The 26172-nt window shown below is 45.5% G+C and carries 18 protein-coding genes and 4 tRNA genes; 8 read left to right on the plus strand and 14 right to left on the minus strand.

Annotated elements, in window-relative coordinates; genetic code table 11:
- Window positions 1-299 precede the first annotated feature (299 nt).
- Window positions 300-797: an HU family DNA-binding protein gene (locus NG821_RS01700; protein ID WP_252759935.1), complete on the minus strand. Its 498-nt coding sequence runs from the start codon at window positions 795-797 to the stop codon at window positions 300-302.
- Window positions 798-1231: 434 nt separating this feature from the next.
- Here NG821_RS01700 and NG821_RS01705 point away from each other — a divergent pair, with 434 nt between their 5' ends.
- Window positions 1232-1672, plus strand: a complete 441-nt coding sequence (locus NG821_RS01705; protein ID WP_252759936.1) for a hypothetical protein — start codon at window positions 1232-1234, stop codon at window positions 1670-1672.
- 12 nt (window positions 1673-1684) lie between these two features.
- Complete coding sequence (locus NG821_RS01710; protein ID WP_252759937.1) at window positions 1685-6730, plus strand: ATP-binding protein; 5046 nt, start codon at window positions 1685-1687, stop codon at window positions 6728-6730.
- A gap of 1236 nt (window positions 6731-7966) precedes the next feature.
- Here NG821_RS01710 and NG821_RS01715 read toward each other — a convergent pair.
- Entirely contained in the window at window positions 7967-8317 is a 351-nt protein-coding gene (locus tag NG821_RS01715) for a winged helix-turn-helix transcriptional regulator (protein ID WP_252759938.1), read from the minus strand.
- A 130-nt stretch (window positions 8318-8447) separates the two neighbouring features.
- Between NG821_RS01715 and NG821_RS01720 the strand changes: the two genes are divergently transcribed.
- Both NG821_RS01720 and NG821_RS01725 read left to right on the plus strand, forming a co-directional pair.
- Window positions 8448-8978, plus strand: coding sequence for an NAD(P)H-dependent oxidoreductase (locus tag NG821_RS01720; protein ID WP_252759939.1), 531 nt, complete (start codon window positions 8448-8450; stop codon window positions 8976-8978).
- 301 nt (window positions 8979-9279) lie between these two features.
- Window positions 9280-9810: an NAD(P)H-dependent oxidoreductase gene (locus NG821_RS01725; protein ID WP_252759940.1), complete on the plus strand. Its 531-nt coding sequence runs from the start codon at window positions 9280-9282 to the stop codon at window positions 9808-9810.
- A gap of 861 nt (window positions 9811-10671) precedes the next feature.
- Here NG821_RS01725 and NG821_RS01730 read toward each other — a convergent pair.
- A complete protein-coding gene (locus tag NG821_RS01730) occupies window positions 10672-10884 on the minus strand; it encodes a hypothetical protein (RefSeq protein ID WP_252759941.1) in 213 nt (70 codons plus the stop codon).
- Between the two features lie 281 nt (window positions 10885-11165).
- Here NG821_RS01730 and NG821_RS01735 point away from each other — a divergent pair, with 281 nt between their 5' ends.
- A complete protein-coding gene (locus NG821_RS01735; RefSeq protein WP_252759942.1) occupies window positions 11166-11879 on the plus strand; it encodes a hypothetical protein in 714 nt (237 codons plus the stop codon).
- 95 nt (window positions 11880-11974) lie between these two features.
- On the opposite strand, the gene NG821_RS01740 is transcribed toward NG821_RS01735, so the two are convergent.
- The 3 genes from NG821_RS01740 to NG821_RS01750 form a co-directional block, all read right to left on the minus strand.
- A tRNA-Lys gene (locus NG821_RS01740) sits at window positions 11975-12047 on the minus strand.
- A gap of 24 nt (window positions 12048-12071) precedes the next feature.
- A tRNA-Lys gene (locus NG821_RS01745) sits at window positions 12072-12144 on the minus strand.
- A gap of 156 nt (window positions 12145-12300) precedes the next feature.
- Window positions 12301-13923 carry a glycoside hydrolase family 10 protein gene (locus NG821_RS01750; protein WP_252759943.1) on the minus strand — a complete coding sequence of 541 codons (1623 nt, stop codon included), beginning with the start codon at window positions 13921-13923 and terminating at the stop codon, window positions 12301-12303.
- 297 nt (window positions 13924-14220) lie between these two features.
- Here NG821_RS01750 and recR point away from each other — a divergent pair, with 297 nt between their 5' ends.
- Both recR and NG821_RS01760 read left to right on the plus strand, forming a co-directional pair.
- A complete protein-coding gene (recR, locus tag NG821_RS01755; protein WP_252759944.1) occupies window positions 14221-14832 on the plus strand; it encodes a recombination mediator RecR in 612 nt (203 codons plus the stop codon).
- Between the two features lies 1 nt (window position 14833).
- Window positions 14834-15265: a hypothetical protein gene (locus NG821_RS01760; protein ID WP_252759945.1), complete on the plus strand. Its 432-nt coding sequence runs from the start codon at window positions 14834-14836 to the stop codon at window positions 15263-15265.
- Window positions 15266-15362: 97 nt separating this feature from the next.
- Here NG821_RS01760 and NG821_RS01765 read toward each other — a convergent pair.
- From NG821_RS01765 to lon, 7 genes are all read right to left on the minus strand, one after another.
- A tRNA-Asp gene (locus NG821_RS01765) sits at window positions 15363-15436 on the minus strand.
- Window positions 15437-15459: 23 nt separating this feature from the next.
- Window positions 15460-15536, minus strand: a tRNA-Asp gene (locus NG821_RS01770).
- 182 nt (window positions 15537-15718) lie between these two features.
- Entirely contained in the window at window positions 15719-17050 is a 1332-nt protein-coding gene (locus NG821_RS01775; protein ID WP_252760019.1) for an NADP-specific glutamate dehydrogenase, read from the minus strand.
- A gap of 380 nt (window positions 17051-17430) precedes the next feature.
- Window positions 17431-19104, minus strand: coding sequence for a DEAD/DEAH box helicase (locus tag NG821_RS01780; protein WP_252759946.1), 1674 nt, complete (start codon window positions 19102-19104; stop codon window positions 17431-17433).
- Between the two features lie 72 nt (window positions 19105-19176).
- The gene (locus tag NG821_RS01785; protein ID WP_252759947.1) at window positions 19177-20400 is read right to left on the minus strand and encodes an LptF/LptG family permease; all 1224 of its coding nucleotides are present in this window, start codon (window positions 20398-20400) and stop codon (window positions 19177-19179) included.
- Window positions 20401-20459: 59 nt separating this feature from the next.
- Window positions 20460-21587 (minus strand): tRNA guanosine(34) transglycosylase Tgt, encoded by a 1128-nt coding sequence (tgt, locus tag NG821_RS01790; RefSeq protein WP_252759948.1) that lies wholly within the window; start codon window positions 21585-21587, stop codon window positions 20460-20462.
- Window positions 21577-24102, minus strand: coding sequence for an endopeptidase La (gene lon / locus NG821_RS01795; protein WP_252759949.1), 2526 nt, complete (start codon window positions 24100-24102; stop codon window positions 21577-21579). Before lon ends, tgt begins: the two co-directional genes overlap by 11 nt.
- Window positions 24103-24252: 150 nt before the next feature.
- Between lon and NG821_RS01800 the strand changes: the two genes are divergently transcribed.
- Window positions 24253-25005: a tRNA1(Val) (adenine(37)-N6)-methyltransferase gene (locus NG821_RS01800; protein ID WP_252759950.1), complete on the plus strand. Its 753-nt coding sequence runs from the start codon at window positions 24253-24255 to the stop codon at window positions 25003-25005.
- 81 nt (window positions 25006-25086) lie between these two features.
- On the opposite strand, the gene NG821_RS01805 is transcribed toward NG821_RS01800, so the two are convergent.
- Complete coding sequence (locus NG821_RS01805; protein WP_252759951.1) at window positions 25087-25986, minus strand: diacylglycerol/lipid kinase family protein; 900 nt, start codon at window positions 25984-25986, stop codon at window positions 25087-25089.
- Window positions 25987-26172: the final 186 nt, after the last annotated feature.

The raw sequence follows: 26172 nt of genomic DNA on the forward strand, positions 1-26172 counted from the left end.
GCCTAAGCCAATAGCCGCAGACAGCATACCGCAGCCTGCTTATTCTTTTATTGTGTCAAAACAAATAAGTTAAACCTGAATAGCCGATTTACTGGCTGTTCGCAATAAAAACATTTTCGAATGAAAAACAACAGATTCACAAACTTGTGGTTAAACAAAGGTGGCCCTATATAAAAAAACAGGGACACTTAGGAGGGTGTCCCTGTTAATAGTAGGATAGTAATGGTTCACAAACGAGCTTTCATGCACCGGTCCCGTCATATTTACGGGTACCGGTAAGATGCGTGTCAGTTCCCGGATCAACCGGCCGTTGTGGTTCCCCCACCGGTGGTCGTTCCTCCATCGGAAGGAGGAGTAGCAGTACCGTTGTCCGTAGTCTCTTCCTCGCCGTATTTGACGAGAGAGATCTTCTCGGGGATCAGGTCATAGAGCCTATTGCCATTGCCTGTGATCGTGAAAGAGGGTCTGAACCCCGGCATCAGCGACTTGACGAGTGAGGCGTCTGCCTTTTTCTTCTCGTTGACCGCCTTGCCGGTGATGAAGCGGAGATACAGATTACCGAAACCGAGCAGTTCGATGCTGTAACCCTTTTTAAGGTTCTCCTTGACGTAATAGGCATAGCGGTCAAGTACGGCCTTGACGTCACCAGGGGTGGCGGTCGATTCTGCCGAGATTTGACGGGCGACGTCTTCAGTACTCAATGTTCCATAACTTACGGGTCTTACCGTGTAAACAGTTTCTCCTTTTTGGTCGCCCATGGTCAACTTCTTGGCGACAATTTTATACGCTTTAGACATAATATAAAAAATTAAAAATTAAACATTCTGCTGAAAGTCGTAGTGTACCGCCACTTGCCGGCAAAGTACCCGATAATCACCACCAGCTCCTCAGTAGTTCGGTTGCAAAGATAGATCAGGAACAAGTCGAAAACAAATCCGTTCCCTGCCGTTCCCTCCTCGTTCCCTTCTCGTTCCCTTCTCGTTCCCTCACCGTTCCCTATTGCGGTTTTTGGTTGACAAACCAAACCGGATGGGGCAATCTGCTGATGCGGCTTAACAGGGCGTGTAGGAGCGTTTTATCAGAACCTCAAAAAACGCATAATCTCATAAAGCGGTGAAAAGAACGTATAGTCGTGCAGCAAAAAATGAATGGATAAGTTTCGAAGTAATGAATGGACGTGCATTTTCAGATGCGAAGACTTGTACCGACAGAAACGAAAAAATATAAAACTATGTCAGACAAAAGTAAAATCATTTTCAACATCAGTGGCGGAACTAACCAAATCCTTCCTAACGCCACGAAAGCCGAACAGAATTTCTATGGTAATCAGTATATGGAAGAGGCCGTTAAGAAGAAACAGCAGTCGGAGATGCCTGCGGAAGTCGCAGCGTTGGTCCCTTATATTAATAATGTGGAAAAACTGTCCGGATATGTGGGTCAACTGGCTGCCTGTGAGCAAGCCACTACCTTGGCAAAGATTGTCGTGAAGATGGTGGAGGATCCTGATGTCAAGGTAGACGAGGTGGAAATGGTAAAGGAACGATTCATCTGTATCCTCCAGTCTCTGGCCCCGAAAGTGAAAACGGGGGTCAGCAACATCCGCAAGCGTATCAATGATGAATGGGAAAAATGGAAAAATCAGAAAAGAACAAGGAAACTTATGAACTACTAATCACTATTGACTATGGACACGACTAACAATATGAGTGGCGGCTGCAACCAAATTCTGCCGAACGCGACTAAGGCCATCCAGAATGTATTCTTACAGAACGGACCTTCGAAAATCCCGATGTTTACCCCGGACACCCCGGAAGATGACAATCAGGTGCTGAACATGTATTATTACAGTTACAGCAAACCTGATCAGCCGGACCATGAGATCTTGCGCCAGAACTACCTAGACTTGTATGATGAACGGTTGCGTGAGTATAGACTCATGTTTATATGTGGTGAAGAGGGAGTTGGCTTGACGACTTCCCTACGACAGTTTGCGCAGCAACACCCGGAAAATTGCGTCAGTTATTTCTATAATGGTCTTGACTTGACCAGCATTGATCCTGAAATTATCGAGTGCAGTCTGGTGAAGCAGTTGACGTGGTATGTCAGTGAGGGCAGCAATCGAGAGAGCTGGACTGTAGCTCCAAAGGTGAAGAACCTTTATCAACTTGTTTTGAGGAAAATCAATCGTACGAAGAAGCCGCTATTCTTCGTATTCGACGGATTTGACAAGATTCCCCCTTCAAAAACAGAAGGGGTAAAGAGGTTGTTGGAAGATGTCCTGTGGGCAAAAGGCAAATATTTGTTTTCTGGCAGTCCCGAAGCCGTAAAGAATATCTTCCCTGATGGCATCTCCTGGCCATATACACAAGGCGATTTGCTCAGGTTCAGCGAAGCTGAGGTGAATCAATATTTCCGTGGAATGGATCCCTCTTTAGCGGATGGAGATTTGAAACAACTGTATGATATTACAAGGGGAAATGCCCATCGCATGGAAATCGTGAGCAGCCGATATATTGAGAAAAACCGCCTGACGGACCTGCTTAACTCCTCGGCAACATCAGATAGCGATTTGTATGCGGAAGATTGTCAGACTCTGTTCGCAAATGCCTCCCAGACCATTATCGACTTCTTTTCCCTTCTCGCCTATGCTGAATTTCCTGTCCGCCGAGAGATGATCCCTTCCTTTATCGGTGTCAATTCTGATGAGGCGGATAAACTGATCCGGAAGAACACTGACTTTGTGAGACTAACCAATGACGGGATCGTCTGTTTCCGGTCCGAGGGATTCCACAGGTACTTACGCCGGAAACTGGAGAGTCATCAACGCGACATCGAATTGAAAATTATCGGTGTCCTGAGCGGTAAGGAATATAATATGGAGTACAGTAGTGTCATACCGTCTATTTATAAATCTCTGAATCAGACAGAGAACCTCATCAACTACCTGAACCCGGACAATCTGAGAGAAATTTTCCTGCACAAACAGTCTCAGGCTTCACTGAATGAGCAATGTGATTTTGGTTATGAAGCATGTGAGGAGCAACTGAAAGACCATTTACCTACGGCTTTCCGGTTTGCGCTCAACAAAACATTTTCCCGTGAGATAGAGAAAAACGAGTTGTGGGATTATGAGGTTGAGGCCCTGCTTTCGGTCGGTAAATATGATCAGGCGATGTTGTTTGCTGATAATGTTTACCTGAAAGAAGAACGCTTGAAATACTACCTGCTCATTGCGGGCAAGAAAGAAGAACTCAAAATGAAATCTTCAGATTTTGATGCGCTTAAAGAGAGCATTGACCAGTTGGTCAATGAGATAGACTTTGAAAATATCCCGGAAAAGGCACTAGAATTAGCGAAATTATTGTTAGGTGTCGACTATGAGGCTGCCATAAATATTGTCGACAAGGTCGCCTTAAAGCACAAGAAAGAGGTCAATACCGACCGCCTGTATTCCATATTTTCTCTGATCCAGCAAGTGGATGATCCCGAAGAGAACATAGCCAGACGTGATCTTGTTACAAAGAAAATTACAGATGAAAATTTGCGTAAATTTACACGTGCAGCTCAAGGACTTCTTGCTGACGCTGACGTAGAAACATTCTTGTCAAGTCTGGATAACCTCAACAGCAACTCGCAGAAGTTGCAACTGCTGCGTTATTGGCTGCCGCAAAATGAGAATAAACAGGGCATCGGAAAGGCCGTACTCACAGCAATCAAGTTGATGGTGAATACTTCTGACAGGGATATGCCCAGGGCTAAAATCCTCAACGAGATCTGTTCGTCCATGCATTGTATGAGTGAGGAGGAAATGAAAGAGGCACTGCCCTATATAGATGGGATGGGGGAAAGCATTAAATTTCCTACATTTGATTATGTCGATGTAGAGTTGACGATCATAGAAGCCTTGCAGGCCAAGCTGCCGGAAAAGGCCATAGACCGTTTGGGCAACCTTTATTTCTATATTGACGAGCTTCAGGATCAGGGTATCCGTCTGACATGCTTCGCAAAAATGTTGGGTAAGTATGATCAGTTAGGTGACAGAAATAAAATAGAAAAGGAAGTCATCTCAACCGTTGATTTGCAACAAATGATCATTGATGGGATCAAGGCTCTGCTTTCTGAAACAGCCTATCACCTTATGGTTGTTGAAGGACCGTTGACGGCGTTGGTCGTCAATTATCCGACCATGGTAGATGAGATGATTTCCTGTATGAATACCCGGGAGCGGCAGAGTCGGGCTTATTCCTTTGCCGCTACTCAGTATCTGCTCCAGGTAGAGGATGAGCATATCGATCCGGACTATTTCTTCGAACTCTTGGGAAAGGCTGACGAGAGCGGCATCGATAACGTGAGACCTCTGCTGTTGTTGACGGACATCCTTGCACATTCTCGGAAACTGAACAATGAGAAATTACGGCCCTCTCTCAAGAAGAATTTTCCGTATATTGAGAAGGTGGAATATTCGGAGGTGCGGTGCCAGATGCTCATGCGGGTTTATATCTGGGCCAAGAAATCACAGGACGATGAGGAGTTCCTGAACCGCGTCAAAACCAAGATCCTGCAAGCGTGGAAATCAATAGATGTTGACTGGCATAAACTTACTATCGGCTATTATCTTGCCAAGAGTTTTGCGCCTCTGTCCAAAGAGGATGCCAACAAGATGATTGACCGCTGCTCTTCTATCAAAAAAGACTGCTTCTTGAGTACCTCTTCCTGCGAGGATACTTTCTATCAAAGCCTTGACTTATACCTGCACTCATTGTGTCAGTTGGTGGAGCTCAAACTTGATGACGATGCCTTATTAAACCAGTTCAGCTCAGACATCGACCATCTGTTGTCGAATTGTGAGAAGATCAGGCTTTGGGGGATCATCGCGATGCAATATTCACTGGTGGGCAACGACCGGATGTTTCAGGAGATTACGGAAAAATACATTCCTGGTGATTTGGAAAGCTTGCCCATTGATGAACGTAAATTTACGGTCTTTACGATCGCTCCTGTCTTGTATAGACAAAATTCTGAGAGGTTGTTCACTCTGCTCGATCGTTTTGATGCGTATTTCCGCAATAAATGCCTTGCCCGCCTAGCTGCCTTTATTGTGAGAAAACAGGTGTTTGACGAAGGCTACGACTTGAAGCCGGCAGCCTACGAACTGTCAAAAGCAGACTATTCTAATTTGCTCTCCATTCTCTCTCACAGCACTGATGATGATACTTATTATCAAATCATCAATATCATCTGTCAGAGTCTGCATAAGACTTACCAGAAGAGGCCCTTGAGCACTGATATCAAGAGGTCGGTACTCAGGCGTGCACGGGATATCGTAAATGAGAAACTGCCTACTCGCAATGGCATACAGCATAATGGCTACAAGATCGTATGTTTGGCAGCACTTCAGCATGCCGAGAAATCCTTCTCCTCGAGAGACCGGAAGGGTTGGGAGACCCAAATACAAACAGTCGGTAATACTGCAGACCAGGCTTTCCTCTATTTTGATATCGCCCCATTTTTCGCCAACCATAAAGATGTTCGCGATGTCATTGATCTGGGAATCAAGAAAACGGAAGAACTTCATTTCTCTTTTGACCGGATTGCACGCCTGGATATGGCCATAGATGAATGCCGGGAAAACAATCTGGGAGCGCTTGGTCGTGATGTAGCTAAAAAGGCACTGTCAAGTTTGACCCTAGAAAGTGATTTTGATGAGCAGAGACATCTGATCGACACGATTTATCAATATAAACCGGAACTTGCTACCGAACTCGTTGAGGGCATGGATCAGGATCCTGCAAGGTCTCTTTATAAGAACAAACTCCTGCGCCACATCAGTTCGAAGAAAAGAATTGACTCAGCCAAGAAAGACACAAAATTGATCAATACTTTGAATCCCAAGGAACAAAAGCGATTCTTTGAAAGTTTGCTGGAAAGTCTCACGGATGGAACGGGGCAGATTATCAGTATCGAACAAGCCTTTTTCATAACCTTGCCATTTATTTTTACTGGCAATATCTCGGATACAAATGATGCTGTCCTTTATCTGTTGAAAATCATTGGCGAGAAAGAGCGCCAGTCGCGGAATCAGAAGGGAATGCTTCTCAACCTGCACGAGATCATCCGCAACAATCTGAGGTTGGTACTCTCTTTGGCAGCCGGAACGAAGGAACGTATCGCCAGTATCGATGGGATGATGTGTGTCCGGCATAATGAGCCCGAGGGTTATATACCTATAGGAGAATACGAGAAGGCAGAGCAATATCTGCTGGAGTGGTACCGTAAGTCGGGTGGAATGGAATTGACCATCATTGACCCGTATTTCAACCCTTCCGGATTAGTGCTGATCAAGAAACTCACGGATGAGAATACGAACCTGCGGATCCGGATCCTCACTCATTTGGGCAAGAATAAGAAAGAGGACTACGACTTTGAGTGGCATCATGTTTCAGGAGGAATACAGACTCCGGTCCATATAGATTTCGTGTCTTATGAGGACAAGCCTGAAGACTGTCCGCTCCATGACCGCTATTGGATTTGCTCGGATGAGGAGAAGGACCGGCGTTGCGGCATCACACTGCCATCCATTGGCACATTGGGCAGGAAAGAGTCTTCGATTACTCCCATTCAGGAATCTCTGATCAGTGAAATCCTCCTCCGACAAACCCGATATTCCTTTGAAGTAGAGAAAACTGAAGGTGGGAGATGTTTGGCGTTCGACCACCTTGAATTGGAATAGTTGAGGGGTATCGTGCTATTGGTGGGGGAGATGTGTAGGCTGTTTTGCGACCTTTCTGGAATTGGCACCATTCAGTAGGTGCTGAAGGAGATATACGGCGAGGGGCGGCAATGCTTGTCATCTCATGGGATAGGGTCTGCGGTCTCGGACTTTTCTCCTTTTTCCTAAAAATATCTTAAAAACCTTTGGACTTTAAATGGATTTTCCTTAACTTTGTAAGAGTAATAATGAGAAATGTCGGGTTTATGGCTTTGACGACCGGAACCCTGAATTTTAAACCTTCTTTTCGACATCCATGATTCACTTTCTGGAGAGCCGCTATGAAAAAACGAATTCATCAAAATATAAAATTGTTATAATACCATGGGTGAACCTGTAATGAAAATATTCTGAATGATTCAAAAGTAAAACCATCTTTGTGCTCGTTGGGTATCGGGACGCGGTAGTTCTGAGAGCAACAACTTAGATCTCGGGTTTCGGTATCCGCTTTCAGACATCATAAATGATGTGCAGGGAAATCCACGGTAAGACCACATAAAGAAATAATATAACTTAATCTAGGAACCTAAGGACGAAAGATTTCATTTTATTCCGTTGATGCGCAATGATGGCATCAATGTATGAAGGTGTCAGTGCAAGTTTGGCATCTTGGGAATTGGGGAATGTCTGAGGACATCTTCTCTATCTCTACTCCGGATGAAGGACCAACCTGAATCTGAAATCCGAAAAATGATCCCATTGTCAATAATTCGGCAATGGGGATATGACTTTAACCGAAGAACGATTGGAACACTTTATCAGATATGAATTTCACCTTATTATATATGGTCCAAAATGATAAGGATATGAAAAGTGATTGAATGAAAAGCCATCCCTGTATTTATGGAGATTGTCAAAATACGTTGGTTTTATATACGCTCCAATTTTCCGAAGGGAAACTGTCGGCAGAAGATTTCAAGTTCAACTTGAGAGGACTGAAAAACTTTTGTGAGACAGCAGCTTTGCCGGAGCGTAGCATTACTCAGAACAAGATGGATGAGCTTAGAAAATAAGATAATTCTCTCTGTTACTAAATCTTTAGTATTTAGTAAAATCTAAGATTGCGAGTTATTCAACTGTAAACATGTTGAGGTCCATCAGAGGATGGAATTGAGAATTTGAAGATGCAGGCTTGTGAAAGTCTGCATTTCTCTATTTGTCGCTATATGCTTGGTGGCATCAACTATTTGCAATCGTTTATACCTTGTCTGAAATCTTGATGCCCCATTCCTCCAGTTGCAGGATCACAGGCAAGACAGATTTGCCTAAATCCGTCAGATCGTATTCCACTTTTGGAGGGACGGTAGGGTATACCTTCCTGAAGATGATGCCTTCATGCTCCAACTCACGTGCCGTCTGTGTAAACATCTTGTTAGAGATCTCATGCATAGACCGTTGTAAATCGGAAGAGCGCTTGGCGGAATCTCTCAACTGGTAGATCATCTTTGCCTTCCATTTTCCGCCAATAAGGTCTATCGCAAGCGAAAAAGCACAGTCATATCTTTTTTTATGAAAAAAATATTGCTTTTTTTCTTCCCTGTTTCCCATATATTACTCCTTTTAGTAACTAGCTTACCTGTTGGTAAGCTCTTGCAAAGATAAATAAAATTGTGTATCTTTACAGTCAAGATAGAAATAAAGTATTTTAGTTTTTTCAAAGTATTAACAATAAATTATTATGGGACAAAAGAAATTAATCATAGTCGCTCATCCTAACATCAGGCAGTCTGCAATCAACAAGAGATGGGTTGAAGAAGTCAGTAAATATCCTCAGGACTACACCGTGCATAACATCTACGATGCATATCCTGACTGGAAGATAGACGTAGAGAAAGAACAGCATCTCCTGGAACAGTACGATACGATCGTTTTCCAGTATCCGATGTTCTGGTTCAACTGTCCTCCTTTGGTGAAGAAGTACTTGGATGATGTTTTTGCATACGGCTGGGCTTTCGGCTCCAAAGGCATCAAGTTGAGAGGAAAGAAATTTGCCATAGCAGTATCTACCGGCAACAGTGCCTCAGACTACCAGGTGGACGGCAGATGCCACATTACGGTCGGCAGCCTTTTACAGCCTTTCAAGACAACGGCTGAGTTCTGCGGTATGACCTACGAGGGCTTTCATACATTGAATGGCCGTCCGCATGTGACTCCAGAAATACTTGAAGAAGATGCGAAAGCATATCTCTCATTTCTAAGAAGTCTGTAAGTTTCCAGCGTAAAAGTTTCTGCCCATAGTCTGATATTCTCTATGGGAGGAAACTTGCGTTCAATAAAAAATAGGAGGGCAGAATTCTTCTATTTCGGATGGAAACCGTCATTGGAAAATGATAACGTCACATTTTTTCTGAAAAATATTATTTCTTCATCTCCTTTATTTTATACGAAGTACCCCTTTTAGTAACTATGTTACCTAGAGGTAGGTTCTTGCGTGGATGGATAAAAAGAAGTAATTTTGCAATCAATATCAAAACAAAGTGTTTTGAATTCTCAAGTTATAAAAAATCATTATGGGACAAAAAAAATTAGTCATTTTAGCCCATCCTGACATGCAGGACTCGGTTATCAACAAGAGATGGGTGGAGGAAATCTCCAAGTATCCTCAGGAATTTACCCTTCATAATATCTATGAACTGTATCCTGACTGGAAGATAGACGTGGAGAAAGAGCAGCATCTCCTGGAGCAATACGATACGATTGTGTTCCAGTATCCCATGTTCTGGTTCAACTGCACCCCTCTTTTGAAGAAATATCTGGACGACGTGTTCCTCCATGGTTGGGCATTCGGTTCCAACGGTACAAAACTGAGAGGGAAGAAACTTGCGATTGCTGTGTCTACGGGGAGTAGTGCCTCTGATTATCAGTTGGACGGCAAAAACCAGGTCACTATTGAAGGTCTCCTGCAGCCTTTCAAGACGACGGCACTGTTCTGTGGCATGACTTATGAGGGTTTTCACACGCTGAACGACAGCCATAACGTGACTGCGGATGAACTGGAAGCAAATACAAAAGCATATATCTCCTTTTTGAGGAAAGTCTGATCTGACTCCTTCCGGTTGGGATTCCTCCCTATAAGCGTGTAGACAAACTCTTATGGGGAGGAGTTCTTGTTCTATAGCCTAGTGCCGCTCTGTCTGTCCTTTGAAGATGCGTCAATAGGTCATCCGCATTTTCTGATTCATGTCACCAAATAAAGTAAACAGGAGTAGTGGAGGTCTGAATACGGGCAAAACGAATGTTCTGTTTTACTTTAAAATTGATTATTTGTAAAATGCGATACTAAATCATGTTAATATTGGATGATTTAGTGTATTCGTTAACATATTTCCTTTGATTTTTACAAAATATTTAATAACTTTGCTTTTATATATAAAAAATCAAGGTATTTTTACACTATAGGATAAGCATGAAGGTTCGTATTCAGGGTTAGGGAGCAGATACAATTCGTGTTTGTGTAGTAAATATACTTAAAAATGCTTATTCGATAGTTTTTTATTTGAGCACTTATAGGTGCTAATGTCAAGTGTCAATAAATTCTTTAGAAATCAGAAGCAGAAGTTGACTGCGAATAATTTTGAAAGTCTTCTGATGGATAAAGAGTTTGTCGAGAAGGGCAGAAAGAGTGTCTGTCTCTGGCAAGGGAATCTGCAGAACTATAGTTCTGTGCAGATTTCAATTGCTGGTTTTTGATCAAAGTCAGAGAAGCGGACATGGTTTTTCTGAATATCCCAAGGTGCTTTGTGAACGGTGATATAGGGCAGTAGAGTGGTCCTGTCTTGTCGTGTTATAAACGAGTCGTTTCAATGAGGAAGACTACTTGTTTATCGTCATTTTCAAGTTGGCAAGAAGCTGTCAGTTCAGACAAAAATACCACCAAGGACCATCACAGTCTGTGATCCACCTTATTTGAATAAAGCTTTGAGGATATCGCCCAACCCGAAGGTCGTACGGCGATAGACTCTGTTGTAAATGGACTTTTTGGGATGAAACAACAATCCCATCCCTTTCCGTCCATAACCTGGGATAATGGCACGTTTAATCGCTCTTTTTGCCCGTCCTGTCGTCCTGGCACTGATACTCCTCTTCAATGAAGGACTTCTGAATCCGTATTTCATACGTAAAATATTTTATACACTTGCAAAATTACAAAATACATTTGAATATCAGTTGTCAATCGTCCGGGAAAAACTGGAAATTTTTTATCATCACTTCTTTTTCACAGAGGACTTCGTTCCTATCACAATCCACACATAAATGCTTTATATGTATGAAAAATCAATATTCGTCATGTATATTGGCATCTGATTTCATCCATTTTGGGTATTGCCCATGTTGCGATTAAACCTTAACTTTGAAACCAATCTTTTAAAACAATAATAAAATGAGAGATCATAATATGAAAAGAAGAGTTCTTGGGATTGCAGCATTGCTATTTGCTGTATGTATGACCGTTACGGCAGGTAACAATGCAGGTTCATCTCAACCGACACCCTTGCAAATCAAGCAGAAGGGTACCTATATCGTCTTGTTTTCCCAGCGGGGAATCAATGCCTCAAAGTGGGACAAACTGTGGTTGTCGGAAGTAGCAAAGTATGTGGGGCAGGACAAGGCACAGGAGACCGTCGACTATCTGAAAAGTACCGTTGGCGGATCTGTCATCGGAAGCGAGGCTACCGCAAAGTATGGTGATTATACCAATGACAACACTGACTTCAGCGGGAAGTTTCAGTTTGATTGCCATTTCAGAAACGGACTGGTGAAACTCATTTTCAATGGCAAGAACATCACAGGCCTGGATGCCAACGGCAGGAAGGTATTCTCGCACAATTATTCAGAAGTTGGTTATAATAAGGTCTTTGACGGTCATGAATACAAGAGTGACGATGGCAACAAGGATGAATTCACCTATTTTGTCTCGTTGTCCGATAATCCCATCGACACTTATCACATCGAGTTCCGTTATGGCAGTGACCTGACCCAGTTGACAGAGTACAGGACAGGCAAGTATGCTTATTGGATGTGTGCCGGTGTGCGTGAAGGCAATGATGCCGATTGTGAAGGCGCCATCAAATTGTTTGTTAAGGAAAACTTGTCCAAAAAGAGTAAGTAATTGATTGACCATCTCTTCCTTGACGAAGAAAATTGCAATAAAAAAGCCAGGTAATTGAAGAACAATTATCTGGCTTTCTGTATGTTTTCATCACGTGCGCCCTTAGGGATTCGAACCCTAGACCCACTGATTAAGAGTCAGTTGCTCTACCAACTGAGCTAAGGGCGCTGAAAAAGCAATCCATGTCGTTTGTGCGCCCTTAGGGATTCGAACCCTAGACCCACTGATTAAGAGTCAGTTGCTCTACCAACTGAGCTAAGGGCGCAAGTGCTTCCTTCGATGTCATCAAAGGCTTCCAGCCTGAATTGCGAGTGCAAAGGTAGTGAGTTTTTTAGAGACTACCAAACTTTTGTCTTGCTTTTTTCTTTGTCCAAACGTTTTTCTGCGTGAGGTGAATCGTCGGACAGAAAAGGCTGTTGCCTCAATATTGGCTATGATTCAGGGCAAAAGTGCCTATCCTGTGGGTGACACCTTTCCGGTTCAAAGAATGAAGTGTATACATCCCATTGGGGATGCGCCGGACATCCAGCGTGCGACCTGACCATTTCTCAGAAGTGACGATCTGCCCCTCCAAGGTCTTGATGACCAGGACATCAGCGTCATACATTTTCTGGTCAGGCAACAGGAGTCGGCTTCCGTCACATCTCAAGAGGGGTATGCTGAGGAAAGGACCTGCGTCCTGCTTTTCAGGAGTCCTGATCTCTCTTCCAAAGCGGTCCATCGCAACAACCTTGTAATAATGATTCCCGAGTTTTTTACAGTAGTCTTCCATTTGTGGCTTCGGCAGACGGGCTGCAATCAGATTGCGGGCGTCGTCGATGTCGACTTGCGTTTCAGGACTGACGTAAATATTATAGGTCGTATCGGTGGGCACCGTCTTCTCCCATGTCATCGGAGGTACGAGAGAAGGGTAGCGGTTGAACGTCTTGGAACTGAAGTCATAGATGCCCTGTACATTATCTGTCAGGAACTTGCTTCTGAAAAAAGCCTGGCCGATATGGTAAAGTCGGCTTTGATACATTTCGCGTGTAATATCCCCTAATCTCCAGTTGCCTTCTTTCGGATCCAGAAAATAAATGCCCAGACCGGGGGCAATGATCTTCTTGTCACTCTGTTCTGCCCAGTCGAGGGCAAAGGGGTAGAACTGTTCATCCTTGAAGTACATCATCGGGAAGAGTTCATCCATGAGGCCTTCCTTGAGCCAAGCCTGGGCATCCTGACACACTCTCGAATAGGCATTCCACCCGTGGCTCCAATAGCGGGGGAGGTCACTGAACTTCCCGATGGGAGAGCAACTCATTTTCACCCACGGTTTTTCAGACTTTACCGCATCATGGATCTTTCTGACAATAGAAGTGATGTAGTCCCTGCCTTGGGCTTCGCTGACACGGCGTTTCCAAGTTTCCGGATATCTGATATAGTCCAGATTAATCCCGTCAATATCATAGTTGTGTGTGATCTCCCGGCAGATCTTGGCAAGATAATCACCCGTCCGGGCATCTTCCGGATTCATATAACCTTCATCCCCGATGCGTCTGATGAGACCGGGAAAGCGCTTGCGGAGCGTCCGGCATCCGAGTTTGTTCCATTTCCCCACGGGCATGGTGACGACCCACGCATGGACTTCCATGCCCCTCTTGTGACATTCATCGATAGCGAAGGCAAGGGCATCGTATCCTGGACTTCTGCCCGGGAATCCGGAGAGGCATCCGTCCCAAGGCTCATATTCAGAAGGGTAGATCATGGTGCCGCGGATACGCGTTTGGAGGATCACGGTATTGATGTTCGCTTTTGCCAACTGATCCAGGATATCCCTCAGTTCCTGTTGCTGTCTGGCCATAGATCGGGGCGACTGGGAATAAGAATGTGGCCAGTCCAGGCCACCTATTGTCGTGAGCCAGACGGCCCTAGCTTCGTATTTGGGTGTCCCGAAAGAGAGCAGGGCATCCCAAGAAGACGTTGCTTTTGCGTTGCCTGCTGCAGGCTGCGCATAAGTTATTGCGATAAAAGGTAAAAGTAAGAGGAAGATATAGAATCGGCGCATTTCATTTAATTTGCTCACAAAGGTACTGATAATTTTCCTTTTTCCAAATTAAATTCTTAATTTTGCAAAGATAAACTGACGGGTCTGCCAGACCTTTGACACTATTTCCGGTGTGAGGTGAGCCGGTTAAACTGCGGTCCTTTCTTTCGGAAAATTCCAATGCAGACGCATGCGACCGGTGTCAGAGATCTTCCAGTTGTCGATTCTCCTAAGCGGATTTCTCGTTGGTGACAGTGGAATGATGAGTGTGGGAGAACAGAGGTCAGGGTAATCTTATGATAGCGGCATCAAATCAATATGGAACAACAATATCCTTCAAAACTTTTAGAGCGGGCGGTATCCGAATTTTCCAAATTACCGGGGATAGGCAGGAAGACGGCTTTGCGTCTGGTCCTGAACTTGTTGCGTCAGAGCGATGCTGCTGTGGAGCAGTTTGCTGATGCCATCTCTGACTTGAAAAAGAATGTCAAGTATTGCAAGATATGTCACAATATCAGTGATACGGACATCTGTTCCATCTGTTCCGATCCCCATCGTGATGCCTCAACCGTTTGTATCGTCGAGAACATCCAGGATGTGATGGCGATAGAGAACACGATGCAGTATCATGGCCTCTACCATGTTCTGGGCGGGTTGATCTCGCCGGTCGACGGGATAGGTCCGAATGATATAGAGATCGATTCTCTGGTCAAGCGAGTCGCCTCGGGAGATGTCAAAGAAGTGATATTCGCGTTGAGCAGTACCATGGAAGGAGACACGACAAATTTCTATATTTCCAGGAAACTGTCGCCCTATCCTGTCAGGATGAGCGTGATTGCCAGAGGCATATCTGTGGGGAATGAAATCGAATATACCGATGAGGTCACTTTAGGCCGTTCAATCTTAAGTCGTACACCTTTTGAAAAATAATATGCGAAGAGTTCAGAGACGATTGATGACGAGTTTTCTCGGTTTGATGGCACTGAGTGTGCTTTTGGTAGTGGCAGGAGAATGGGGGTTGTTGCCTTTGTCTTTTCAGGTCTTCGGACCGGAGAGTGCCGGAGAAATCCAGTTTCTCTGCCAGACACTCCTGGAGATTGCCACGATAGGCGTCATTCCACTTGCCTTGAGACTCTTCAAATTCAAAAAAGTGCACCAGGAGTTGGTCACGGATAAAGAAAAGGCCCTTTCCAAATGGGGGCTGTTGCGGATATTGATCCTCTTTGTGCCTCTTCTTTTCAATGTTCTTTTCTATTATGCTTCCATGACGCCCGGATTCGGGTATATGGGGATCATCCTGTTCCTTTGCTCCTTTTTCATCACTCCGACTAAGAGCAGATGCATGGATGACGTGGAAAACTGAGTCGTGTCCTCTATTCGTGGAGGATGGACGTGAATGGGGGATAATCACCGGATTTTCGGGAAATAAAAAACCTTCAAGATCATATCTTGAAGGTAAGCGGTACGTATGAGACTCGGACTCATGACCTCCTGCGTGACAGGCAGGCATTCTAACCAACTGAACTAACGTACCAGTTGCAATGACTTGAGTTTGGCTGGCGGTACGTATGAGACTCGGACTCATGACCTCCTGCGTGACAGGCAGGCATTCTAACCAACTGAACTAACGTACCTTTTGTTAACACTCATTTGTCAATTGCGAGTGCAAAGGTAGGGATTTTATTCTATATTTGCAAATATATCGCTGATTTTTTCTGCAAATAATGTGAAAAGTCTTCCAACAGATCAGGAGATGCCATCCTAGAATGACACCTCCCAGTATGTGAACGTCCGATACCTCAGATTTTTCAAACCGTTAAATGCCTTGCGCCATCATCGCATGTGCGACTTTCAAAAAACCTGCAATGTTGGCACCTTTGACATAGTTGATGTATCCGTCAGACTCGGTACCATATTTGACACAATTCTTATGGATACTGTTCATGATCTCCCTGAGTTTGTCATCAACTTGTACTCTGGTCCATTTCAATCGTTCAGAGTTCTGGGTCATCTCGAGTCCTGACGTCGCAACACCGCCTGCATTGCTCGCCTTTCCAGGGGAATAGAGGATATGGGCATCTTGAAAAATGCGGATAGCTTCAGGTGTCGTCGGCATATTCGCCCCTTCGCTGACGGCAATGATCCCGTTCTTGACCAACGTTCCGGCAGACTGTTCATCTATCTCGTTCTGCGTTGCGCAGGGTGTGGCAATGTCAGCTTTCTCACACCAGGGTTTCCCGCCCTTGACATATTTCACACTGTATTTTTCCGCATATTCGCGTATACGTTTATGGCCGTTGTTTTTCAAGTCCATGATAAACTTGAGTTTTTTTTCATCGATACCCTCAGGGTCGTAGATATATCCGTCTGAATCAGAGCAAGTCAAAGGTTTGGCTCCTTTGGCGATCAATTTCTCTAGAGTATACTGAGCCACATTTCCTGAACCTGAGACGAGGACTGTTTTGCCTTCCAGTGTTTCTCCACGTGTCTTGAGCATGTCTTCCAGAAAATAGACATTTCCGTATCCTGTGGCTTCAGGTCTGATGAGCGAACCGCCGTATTCCAATCCTTTACCTGTCAGAATACCTGCATATTGATGGGTCAGTTTTTTGTATTGTCCGAACAGATAACCTATTTCCCGACCGCCGACACCTATATCGCCTGCCGGGACATCTTCGTCAGGTCCGATATAATGATAGAGTTCAGTCATGAAAGCCTGGCAGAAGCGCATGATCTCTGCATCGCTTTTCCCCCGTGAAGAGAAATCCGATCCCCCTTTTGCTCCGCCCATAGGCAGGGTAGTGAGCGAATTTTTGAAAGTCTGTTCGAAGGCCAGAAATTTCAGGATACTCACGTTGACGGAGGGATGAAACCTCAGTCCGCCTTTATAGGGCCCTATCGCATTGTTGTGCTGCACCCGATAGCCCATATTGGTCTGGACCCGACCCTTGTCATCTACCCAATTGACTCGGAACTGGATGATCCTGTCTGGGATACAGAGGCGTTCGATCAGGTTCGCTTTCTCAAACTCCGGATGCTTGTTGTACTCGTCCTGAATCGTTTCCAGAACTTGACTGACAGCTTGGATATACTCCGGTTGGTCGGGGAATTTCGATCTCAAACTCTCTGTGACTTCTTTTGCATTCATCATTTCTAATTGTTTAGATTGTTATTAAATATAGGTTTGCTTATACAAAGATAAATATTTTATTTTGAAAAAATGATAAAAAAGAAGATAAAAGGTCATATTAACTCTAATTAGGAATTTTGAGGTGGCTCAGTTAAAACAAAAGGACTTCAAATGAGACAATAATCGGTGTCATGAGTTGGTTAAGTGATCGAGGAATCCTTCAGGTCCATTTCTCTGGTATAAAAGGTGTCCATTGAAATAGTAAACTGTACTAAAAAAATATTCCCGCCTTGATCAGAAGGTGGGAATGATTGAATATTTGGAGAGGAATAACTTGGCTTTCAGGTATTCAAACCGTTTTGTAAGGACTGTATTGATAAATCGACCTAAAGGCCCTATCAATCTTTACCAAAGAGTTTCTTGAAAAACTTCTTGATTCCGCCGGTTTTCTTTTCCGGTTCTTGAGCGACCGGACGCTGTTGAGGCCTATTGCTATTTGAAGAATTCGGATAATTGCGGCGAGGTTTATAACCGGGTCTGTTGTTTCCGTGAGCTCTCGGCGTATAAGTTTTCTTTCCTGTATTCTCCGAATTATTCGGTGCTTTGGCCTTGGCGTGATACTCATCCGTCTGTGCAGACCTGTGGTGCGGCGCGTTATACTGAGGGTTCCGCCGATGTGGTTTGGGACTGTTTTGACTGTTTTGTCCGTTTTCTTTCGGAATGTAAGGTCTCCGGCTGTTCTTCTTCTCAGTAGCAGCAGTTTTAGTTTGTCCCGGTTCTTTTTCTTCTTGTCTCTCACCTTTGCGAGAGGCACCTTCTCTATAGGCAGTACGCTTGTGGTCTCTGGGGGCGGTAGAATCCCCTTCTCTTCTTCGATGTGGCTTCGGTCTGTTGTTGCCGCCTCTTGGGGGACGACCGGAGACCTTGTATTCCGGTCCCTTCAGATCATCAGGCAACGGGTTTTTCTCGATTTCCTTACCGAGGAATTTCTCGATCTGAGAGAAATAGAACATATCCTCTTGGCTGACCAATGTGACGGCTATACCGTCTTTCTTAGCTCTAGCCGTACGTCCGATACGGTGGACGTAATCTTCAGCGTCATGAGGAACATCGTAGTTGATCACCATAGCAATATCATCAATGTCGATCCCTCTCGAGAGGATATCGGTAGCGACGAGCACGTCATATTGTCCGCTCTTGAATTTGAACATCATGTCGTCCCGTTCAGACTGATCCAAGTCAGAGTGCATCTCCCCACAGTTGATATGCTTTCTCTGGAGCGCGCCGGAAACCTGTTTGACCTTTAACTTACTGCCACAGAAGATGAGGACTCGCTTCAGGTCGTCAGCCTTGAAGATATCCTTGATGATTTCGATCTTTTGGGTCTCATAACAGATATAGGCACTCTGACGGATCTTCTCAGCAGGTTTGCTGACTCCTAATTTGAATACTACAGGGTCCTTCAACAGCGTCTTGGTGAGACCTTCGATCTTGTCCGGCATCGTGGCAGAGAACATGATCGTCTGGCAGTTTTTAGGCAAGTATTTGTAAATCTTCTCAATGTCTTCAGAAAATCCCATGTCCAGCATCCGGTCTGCCTCATCCAGAACGAAGAAACTGACCTTGCTCAGATCGACATTGCCGAGAGAGATATGAGACAGCAGTCGTCCCGGTGTAGCGATAATGATGTCCACACCCATCTTCAGGCTCTTGACTTCCTGATCGTAACGGTTGCCGTCGTTTCCACCATAGATGGCGACACTGCTGACGTCACTCAGATAATAGCCGAAGCCCTGCATTGCCTGGTCGATCTGTTGTGCCAGTTCACGGGTAGGACTCATGATGAGACAGTTGTTCGCTTTGGCAGGGTATCCGCCGTCATCGAGTTTACTGAGTATCGGCAGAAGGTAGGCGGCAGTCTTGCCTGTTCCGGTCTGAGCTATTCCTAAAACATCTTTTCCCTTTAAGATTTCCGGAATGCATTTCTCCTGAATCGGGGTACAATTATCGAAATGCATGTCATACAGTGCATCGAGCACATGATCATTGAGATTTAATTCTTCAAACTTCATAAATTTCCTATTCAATATTTAAAAACTCACACAGGCTCCGGGCATTCTTGTTATTCCGTCCGGATGCCAAATTTAATTAGGCGCTTTCCTGTAGCAAAAATAAGCTACGAGGCCGAACAGTATATTGGGCACCCACGCTGCCAGAACCGGTGGTGCCCCTGCATTGATGGCGAATGTCGAGGAGATCGTCTCAAGCATGATATAGATAAAACTCAGTCCCAGTCCTATCCCCAGATACAAGCCCATGCCACCCTTCCTTTTCTTGGCAGACAGTGAAGCGCCGATGATTGTCAAGATGAAGGAAGCGAACGAGGAGGCGATGCGCTTATGGTATTCCACTTCGTATTGGACGACATTCTGCGAGCCGCGGTTGACCTGTTTGGAGATATAATCTTTCAACTGCGGACTCGTCAGGGTCTCCTGCTGCCCTTTCGAATAGACCAGATCCGTCGGCTCGATCTGGATCGTCGTATCCTTCTCGGCCCCGCTGGTGATATGCTCTCTCAAACCCTGCAGCCTTCTGATCTTCCAATTGCTGATCTTCCAATGATACTTGGTATCGGAAACCGTATCGTATTGGATCTCCATGGCTGTCAAGTGACTGATCAGTTTCTTGTTCTCGAATTTGTCCAGACAGAATCCATAGCCCTTCTTGAGATTATCGTCGTAATGCTGCATATAGGCGATCACCCCTCTGTCCACCTGCAACTGGACATTGTCGGCAGATGTGTTCTTCTCCTTGTTCTTATACATTGCCTCAAAGTTCTGGCGGATGATGGTCCCGTGGGGAATGACATAAGCAGACAGATAGAAAGACACGACAGTGATCAGCGCGCAGGTGATCATATACGGGCGCAGAAGCCGTTTGAAAGAAATCCCCGAAGCCAGGATGGCTATGATCTCGCTGTTGCCCGCCATCTTGGAGGTAAAGAAGATCACGGCGATGAAAACGAAGAGCGCGCTGAAAAGATTGGTAAAATAAGGGATGAAATTGGCGTAATAATCGAAAATAATGGCTCTGAGCGGTGCGTGGTATTGCGTGAATTTCGCCAGGTTCTCATTGATATCGAAAACGATAGCAATAGAGATGATCAGGATGATGGAGAAAATATAAGTTCCGATGAACTTCTTGATGATATACCAGTCTATTCTCCTGACATACCGTTTGGGATGTAGAAACTGCAACAGGTGGGCGATCCCTTTCCAGACCTTAACCAGCCAGGAGGCATGCCTTTGCACAGCTCTGCCAAGACTGTAAAAACAGTGATATCTTCTGATGTTACGAAATTTACTCATTACATTATGAATTCATCCAAGGAACAACGGGAAGAGGGGATCCGAGTGAACCATTGGATTTATATTCTTTTTTGCATCTGTCCTATGACAGAGGATTTCCACTGAACGAAATCACCTTGTTCGATGTGCTGCCGTGCATCTGTGACCAACCTGAGGTAAAAGGCGAGATTGTGGATACTTCCGATTTGCATCGCCAGGATCTCCTTCGCCTTGAAAAGGTGATGGAGATAAGCTTTGCTGGTGATCCGATCTGTCTCACAGCCTTCGGAATCAATCGGCGAGAAATCCATTTCCCATTTCTTGTTCCTCATGTTTATTGTCCCGTTGTAAGTAAACAATAGGGCATTACGGCCGTCACGTGAGGGCATGACAGAGTCGAACATATCCACGCCTCTTTCAATGGCTTCGAGAATGTTCCAGGGAGTTCCTACACCCATCAGATAGCGGGGACGGTTTTGGGGAAGGATGGCATTGACGATTTCAATCATCTCATACATCACCTCTGCAGGTTCTCCTACAGCCAGTCCCCCAATGGCATATCCGTCAGCACCTTTGTCAGCACAGTACTGCGCAGCCTCCTGTCTCAGGTCTTTGTAAGTGCAACCTTGGACGATGGGGAAGAGGCTCTGCCGGAAACCGTATAGGGGCTGTGTCTCCTGAAAATGCCGGATACCGCGGTCCAACCAGCGCTGGGTCAATCCCAGACTCTCCTTGGCATAGGTGTAATCGCTCAGTCCCGGGGGACATTCATCCAGTGCCATTATGATGTCCGCACCGAGAATGCGCTCCTTGTCGATGACATTTTCCGGTGTGAAGAAGTGCCTCGAACCATCGATGTTCGACTGAAACTGGCAACCTTCTTCCGTCAGTTTCCTGATACCTGACAAGGAGAATACCTGAAACCCGCCACTGTCAGTCAGCATAGGTCTGTCCCAACCGATAAAACGATGGAGGCCTCCTGCAGCCTTGAGAATTTCGAGACCCGGGCGGAGGTACAGGTGATAGGTGTTCCCCAGGATGATCTGGGCTTTTATCTGTTCTTTGAGTTCTCTAAAATGAACGGCCTTGACACTGCCGTCAGTGCCCACAGGCATATATATAGGTGTTCTGATGTCTCCGTGATCCGTGTGAATGAGACCGGTCCGGGCCTCAGACGCTTGATCCGTGTGCTGCAGTTCAAAGATCATTGCTGATTGATTTTCGTGAAATGGAAATTTGTTTTTTGTCTTTTTGCTCGCTACTGTTCCCTTCACTATCCTCATCAGGAATATCATAGTTTACCGGATGAGCGACGATCTCGTCTGTCAATGCGAAATCCCATACTTCCTGAATGTTCTCGACATAATGGAAGGTGACACCCGCTCTGTATTTCTCTGGGATCTCTTCAATGTCTTTCTTGTTCTCCTTGCACATGACGATGTCTGTGATGCCGGCTCTTTTGGCAGCCAGTATTTTCTCTTTGATGCCGCCTACAGGCAGGACTTTCCCGCGGAGAGTGATCTCTCCGGTCATGGCGGTATTCTTGCGTACCTTTCGCTGAGTAATAGCCGAAGCGATGGACGTCGCTATCGTGATGCCTGCAGAAGGACCGTCTTTAGGCGTGGCCCCCTCCGGCACATGGATATGGATATTCCAATAGTCGAAGATCCGGTAGTCAACTCCCAGTTGGTCGATATGCGCTTTGACATATTCGAGGGCGATGACAGCAGATTCCTTCATGACGTCCCCCAGATTGCCCGTAAGTGTGAGTTTGCTGCCTTTGCCTCTGTAGAGTGAGGTCTCGATGAAGAGTATCTCGCCCCCTACACTGGTCCAAGCCAGTCCGGTCACGACGCCTGCATAGTCATTACCCTGATAGATGTCACGGTAGAAAGGCGCGTTGCCGAGGAGTTTTGTGATGTCTTTCGGAGTAAGGTTCGGTCTATTGATCGTCCCCTCTTCAGCATCTTCGAATGCGAGTTTTCTGAGAACCTTGTTGATCTGTTTCTCCAACTGCCGTACACCGCTTTCGCGCGTGTAGGATTCGATGATTTTTTCCAGAGCCGGCTTGGAGAATTTAATCGCCGGTTTGTAAGTTTTCAGTCCCGTGTTCTCCAGTTCTTTGGGAATCAGGTGTCTTTTGGCAATCTCTATCTTTTCTTCAGTGATATAACCACTCAGTTCGATGACCTCCATTCTGTCGAGCAATGGGCGGGGGATCGTATCCAGGTCATTGGCCGTAGCGATGAACAGGACCTTGGACAGGTCATAGTCCACATCCAGGTAATTGTCATGGAACGCATTGTTCTGTTCCGGGTCCAGCACTTCCAACAGGGCAGAAGCCGGATCACCGTTGACGGAGTCCTGAGTGACCTTGTCGATTTCATCGAGGATGAATACCGGGTTGCTTGAACCGGCTTTCTGAATACCCTTGATGATTCTTCCTGGCATGGCACCGATATAGGTCCTGCGGTGACCTCTGATTTCAGCCTCGTCATGGACACCACCCAAACTGATCCTGACGTATTTGCGTTTCATCGCTTCAGCGATGCTCTTGCCTAAAGAGGTCTTGCCGACTCCCGGTGGTCCATAGAGACAGAGGATAGGGCTCTTCAGATCCCCACGGAGTTTGAGGACAGCAATATATTCCAGGATGCGCTGCTTGACTTTTTCCATTCCGTAATGGTCTCTGTCGAGGACTTTCCTTGCCCTTTCCAAGTCGAGGTCATCGGGTGTATATTCTCCCCAAGGAAGGTTGACGAGTGTCTGGAGATAAGTCAACTGCACATTATATTCCGGATTCTGAGGATTCATGGATTCAAGTTTGTCAACCTCCTTGTCGAAGGTCGCCTTCATCTCCTCAGACCATTTCTTGGTCTTGGATTTCTTGATGAGGTCTTCCCATTCAGAATTTCCGTCGTTTCCCAGTTCATCCTTGATGTTCTTGAGTTGTTGCTGCAGGAAGTACTCTTTCTGCTGCTCATCGATGTCCTGGTGGGTTTTCTGGTTGATCTTGGACTTGATGTTCATCAGTTGCCTGTCGCGGTCTTCAATCTTGAGAACCGAATAGATCCGCTCTTCGAGAGAGGTAACAGAGAGCATATCGATCTTGTCCTTGATGCTGAAAGGCATGTTGACGCAGATGAAATTGACCAGCATCACCGGATTACTGATGTTGCCTAAGGCTATTTCCCCTTCCCGGGGGATGTCGTCATCAGCTTCAATATACCGTTTGGTCGAGTTGCGCAGAGTGTCCACCAGCGTCTTGAACTGTTTGTCATTGGCATCAGGGATCTTTTCATCCAAAGGCTCCACCTCGCCCGTACAATAAGGCTTCTTCCGCTTGATGGACTTCAACTGGCATTTGCCTAAAGCCTGTACGATGACAGTGATATTATGGTCTTGGCCGGGCATTTCCATGACCCGTATGATTTTGGCGAATACACCGGTATGATAGAGATCATTCAGGGAAGGGTCGTCAATATCCTGATTCTTCTGGCAGAAGATGCAGATGACCTCCTTCTCATGCTTTTGCATGTGCTTGACGACATTGACGCTCTGTTCCCGTCCGACGAGTATCGGCGTGACAACGGTGGGGAACAGTACCAGGTTACGGGTGCAAAGGATAGGGTAGACCCCAGCCTTGTGCTCTCCGAACAGGCACGAGACATCCCCGTCAAAGTCAGCAACCATTTGGAATTGTGTATTTGAAATTTTACTCATAAGTTCTCTCATTCATTTTAATTTGCAAATTTACTAAAAAGATTGGAGATAGGAGAAGGGTATTTGCAGATTTTTGCTATTAAAGGTAGAGAGTTTGTCATTTTTTCAGATTCAAAGAATAAATGTGGATTTTAGACGTTAAATATTCATATGAAAGAAAAATTTACGTTTCAGCATTTCGTGATTCGTCAGGATCGCTGTGCCATGAAAGTCGGAACGGATGGGGTGCTCCTTGGGAGTTGGGCAGGTTGGTCAGAGACTGTTCCTGACAGACCCTCAATACCTTTCCGCAGGGTCCTGGACATCGGAACGGGAACGGGGGTCATCGCCCTGATGCTTGCCCAGCGCTTTCCGGAAGTGCAGGTGAATGCTCTGGAAATCGATCGGGACGCTTGCCTTCAGGCAGCTGAAAATGCCAAGGAAAGTCCTTTCGCTGACAGACTCAGGGTGATTGGAAAGAGTCTTCAGGACTTCTGCCGGTCAGAGCCTTCTCCACACTATGACCTGATCGTCAGCAATCCGCCGTTTTATAGTTCAAATCAATTTCTGGAGAGTCCTGACGCCAAGCGTGACAGGGCACGCCGGACGGGTACTTTGACCTATCCGGAACTGTTCAAGGGGGTCAAACAACTTCTGGGGGCCAACGGCGTTTTCTGTACGATCATCCCTGCTGAGTTATCAGAGTCTTTTTCTGCAGAAGGTTATTTGGCAGGATTGGTCCTGACACGCAGATGTTTTGTGAAAACCGTTGAGAGGAAAGCGGCAAAGCGTTGTCTGCTTGCCTTCGCGAGACAAAGAACGTTTCCGTTGGAAGATGAGACGAGAGTCCTTATGACTCCAGACGGCAAACTCACGGATTGGTGGGCACGCCTGAGTCGGGACTTTTATCTCACTGCCAGATAAAAAACAAGGGGTAATTCTTTTGTCCAGTCTGCCTTCATCTATGGCTGTTGACAAAAGAAAAGCAACCGCTGGAAACGCACACTAAATTTTGTGTTTGCAAAGGTCTTTTGAATTCACGATTACCTTGATGCCTTTCTCGTGGATGGCGATGTCTATATCCTCACCAGCCATGATCGGATCGCCGTCATAGTGGATGTAGCCCGGTTGAGAGCGGCGGATATGGATATGTTTGCAAGAATAGGTCTCTACGTTCGGATTGGAATCTATCGTTTTCTTGAACAACTGGAAAGTCATCTCCGGGGCAGCTGAGAATTTGAAGGGTCTGATGATCGTGACGTTCAGCAGTCCGTCGCAGATAGAAGCCTTCGGACAAATGTAAGCCATATTCCCATACTCGGAAGCATTTCCGATAGTGATCAGGAAAGCTTTCATGCAGCGGGAGCCCTTCTCGTCAGTTATCTCATACATGTCGGGCTTGTAATTGAGCCAGTCCGTCATGATCTTCTTGACGTAGGTGAAAGGGCCGCGTTTGCCTGCCTGCGCAAATTCTTCGGCGATATAAGCATCGAAACCCATACCGCAGGTACAAAAAAAAGGATAGTTGTTGATCGTGCCATAATCTATTTCATGGATATCGCACGCATTGAGGATATTGATACTTTCCTTGATATTCACAGGCAAGGCAAGGTGTCTCGCAAGTCCGTTACCGGACCCACAGGGGATAATGCCCATGACCGTATCGGAATGGATGAGTCCCCGTGCAACCTCATTGACAGTTCCGTCTCCGCCGGCAGCCACGACAATATCGTAGTGATCTTGCGCTGCCTTTGCTATTCCAGTTGCCTGGCCGGCATATTCCGTCCACCGGATCTGATACTCAAACTTGGAGTGGTCTAGATCAGACTCGATGATTTCAGGAAGTTTGTCTTTGCTCGATGTCCCTGAAACAGGATTGACAACAAATAGTATCTTCTTTTTCATAATTTCGGCAAAAGTAAGCATTTTCAGTGGATTGGGATTTTTCTTCTAGGTTAAAATTTTAAAAATAGGAGTAATCAAACTATTTACCCTCCTCAAAGACCTTATTTTTGAGGAGAAAAAATGCTTTGGGGACGATCGCAGAGATTGAAAAGAGAGGTGTTAAATAGGTGATTCAGATGATAAAAG

This window comes from Segatella cerevisiae (assembly GCF_024054555.1).
Classification (GTDB): Bacteria; Bacteroidota; Bacteroidia; order Bacteroidales; family Bacteroidaceae; genus Prevotella; species Prevotella cerevisiae.